This window comes from Kitasatospora sp. NPDC057198 (genome assembly GCF_042670125.1).
GTDB lineage: Bacteria > Actinomycetota > Actinomycetes > Streptomycetales > Streptomycetaceae > Kitasatospora.
Map to the genome: position 1 here is coordinate 1 of NZ_JBHUWH010000701.1, position 2,764 is coordinate 2,764.

Here is a 2,764-nt window from a genome sequence, read left to right on the forward strand (position 1 = left end):
GGTCAGGGCCGGCCGAAGAAGTCCGGGTAGTAGCCGCTGTTGAGGCGGGAGACCCGGACGTCCTTGCCGGGGCGCGGGGCCTCCACGTACGTGCCGTCACCGAGGTAGATGGCCACGTGGTGGATGCCGGAGACCCGGCCGTTGCTGGACCAGAACACCAGGTCGCCGCGTTGCAGCTGCCCGGAGCCGATCGGGGTGGCGGCCCGGTACTGGTCGTCGGCGACCCGCGGGGTGGCGACCCCGGCCCGGCGGAACGCCTGCTGGACCAGGCCCGAGCAGTCGAACCCGTCCGGCCCGTTGCCGCCCCACACGTACGGCTTGCCGACCTGCGCCAGCGCGTAGGACACCGCCGCCTCGACCCCGCTCGCGCTGCCCTGCCCGGCCGGCTCCCCGGCCGACTGCCCGGAGGAGCCCCGGTCGCCGGTCCGGTCCAGGTAGACGTCGTAGTGGCTGGTGTAGCGCCACTGGCCGGCCGCGTTCTTGAACCAGTACACCTTGCCGTCCCAGCCCTGCCGGATCCCTCCGGAGGACTGCGCCGGGGCCGGCGGGGCCGGCTGGGCCTGCGGCTTCGCGCCCTTCCCGCCGCCGGTGCGGTCGAGGTAGACGTTGTACCACTTGGTGTAGCGCCACTCGCCAGCCGCGTTCTTGAACCAGTACACCCTGCCGTCCCAGCCGGGGCCGGACGGGGCGGGCATCGCCTGCGCGGTGGTCGCGCCGACGCCGAGGCCGACCGCTCCCACCCCCGCCAGCACCGTGGTGGCCAGGCAGGTCGTCCGCACGGCGCGGTGTATTCGGCCCGGCCGCTCGGCCGCGGCGGACCCGGCGGTACGGGCCGCCGGCCGGGCGCACGCGGCGCACCGGCAGGCTGACGCACCGTCGGATTCGGCGAAGCCCAGCAGCGGGGCCCCGGAGAAGTCCGGGAGGTCGGCGGGGTCGGTGGATATCGAGGCGAGCGCGGTCGTCACGCGGGCTTCCCTTCCTTGCGGTTCGGGCGGGCTGCCGGGGCGGGCACCGAAGCGGTGACCCCGGCCGGGGCGACGAACGCGACCAGCAGCTGCTCCATCAGGGCGCTGCGCGCGCTGTCGTCCAACTCGTGGGCGGTGGCGCGCTCCAGGCGGCGCACCGCGAGGGCCGCGGCCTCCACCGCGTCGTCCACCAGGACGGTCCGCAGCCCGGCGTCCAGGTCCGCGAGCCGGCGGCGGCGCATCGACTCGGCGACCTCCGGCGCGTAGTCCAGGGCCAGCGGCTGCACCGAGTACACCTCCACCCCGGCCGGGGCGGTCTCGGCGGCCAGCGCCCGGGTCAGCTCGTCGGCGAACCACTGGCCGTCGCGCAGCGCGGGCCCCGGCGCGGAGTCGGAGTCGCACGGCAGGAGGGAGGCGGTTCGGGTGAGAACGGCCTGCACCTGCTCGCGCAGATACGTTTCGTGCTCGGCGATGCCCAGCGTCACCCGCGCGGTGTCCTTGACCCGCCACACGATCAGCAGCCGCACCACCAGCGGCGTCCCGGCCCGGTCGGTGACCCGCACCGGCTCGCTGCGCCAGTGCCGCAGCCGGACGTCCACCCGGCGGCGGCGCAGCATCGGGTTCACCCACAGCAGGCCGGTGCGGCGGACGGTGCCCCGGTAGCGGCCCCAGCGGGTCAGCACCCGGGTCTCGCCGCCCGGGTTGGACAGCAGGCCGCCGAGCGCGGCCAGCACCACCAGCCCGATCCCGCTGACCGCGGCGAGCGTGGCGTCGCCGACCTCGGCCTCCCCGCTGGCCTTCGCCGCCGCACCGCGCAGGTCGGGCACCCCCGGCAGCTGCGGCAGCACCCCGGCCCGGGCCAGCACCAGCAGCGCCCCGGCCACCGAGGCCAGCAGCACCAGCAGCGGCAGCCAGCCCGGCAGCGCGAACGCGCGCCGCTCGCGCAACGACTGGTCCGCCCGCGGCGGGCGGCGGTGGGTCGCCGCGTCCGCGACCGTCGGGTGCGCCGCCTGCCGCGCGGTGGCGGCGCTGAGCCGGCGCAGCCCGCTCACCGGGGCGGCGGTCCCGGCGGTCCCGGCGGTCCCGGCGGCTTCCGGGTCGACGGGTTCCGCGACGCCGCGCGGTCCGGGCGGGAAGGCGGACGGCTCGTCCGCGCCGACCGGCACCAGGGCGGCGGCGCCGACGGCCGCGCCCACCACCGGGAGCGGCTGGGTGGCCGGGCCCCGGTCGAGGCCGTCCTCGGCCGGCGGGCCGGTCGTGATCAGCGGCTTGGCCGCCGCCTCGGCGACCGCCTTGGTGAGTTGGGTCGCACCGACCGGGGGTTCGGGTGCGGCGGGGGGCCAGGAGTGGGGTCGCGGCGACGAGTCGCGGGTGACGTCCATGCACGTGTCCTAAGGGTCAGAGTGTCGCGCACCGGGCGGCCCGGATCTGACGGGCAGTGCCAGACTCAGGCTAGGTTGATAAGTCATCAAATGCGACATTTACCAGGCGGTGTGTCGATTTGTCCGCTATGCGGATACGAGTCGGCCCGCCCGCCCTGAACTGCGGGAACGAGCGGGCCGACCGGGAACGGGGACCGATCGAACGGTCCGTCAGCGGCGCCGGGTGCCACTCCCCCGGCCGAACACCCGGCGGGTCAGCAGCCCCACCGCCGCCGCGATCAGCAGCGCCCCGCAGGCCAACCCGCGCCACCCGGTGGCCGCCGCCCGGTGCGCCGCCGCCACCGCGTCCGGCGGCGGCGCGGCCGGCGTCCGCACCTGCGCGGACGCCTCGGCGGAAGGCTCGGCGGCGGGTTCGGC

Annotated in this window: 2 protein-coding genes and 1 pseudogene; all 3 read right to left on the reverse strand. The window is 76.9% G+C overall.

Translation table 11 applies throughout. The features are described 5' to 3' along the window. Positions 1 to 2: 2 nt before the first annotated feature. Entirely contained in the window at positions 3 to 965 is a 963-nt protein-coding gene (locus tag ACFUEL_RS37955) for a C40 family peptidase (RefSeq protein WP_380242518.1), read from the reverse strand. Then, positions 962 to 2,347 (reverse strand): SPFH domain-containing protein, encoded by a 1,386-nt coding sequence (locus ACFUEL_RS37960; RefSeq protein WP_380242520.1) that lies wholly within the window; start codon positions 2,345 to 2,347, stop codon positions 962 to 964. The genes ACFUEL_RS37955 and ACFUEL_RS37960 overlap by 4 nt, the downstream gene beginning before the upstream one ends. 210 nt (positions 2,348 to 2,557) lie before the next feature. Further along, positions 2,558 to 2,764 (reverse strand): annotated as a pseudogene (locus tag ACFUEL_RS37965) (hypothetical protein); the annotation flags it as partial.

Coding starts and splice junctions, on each gene's coding strand:
- ACFUEL_RS37960 (WP_380242520.1), bottom strand. CDS start 2,347: ATGGACGTCACCCGCGACTCGTCGCCGCGACCCCACTCCTGGCCCCCC.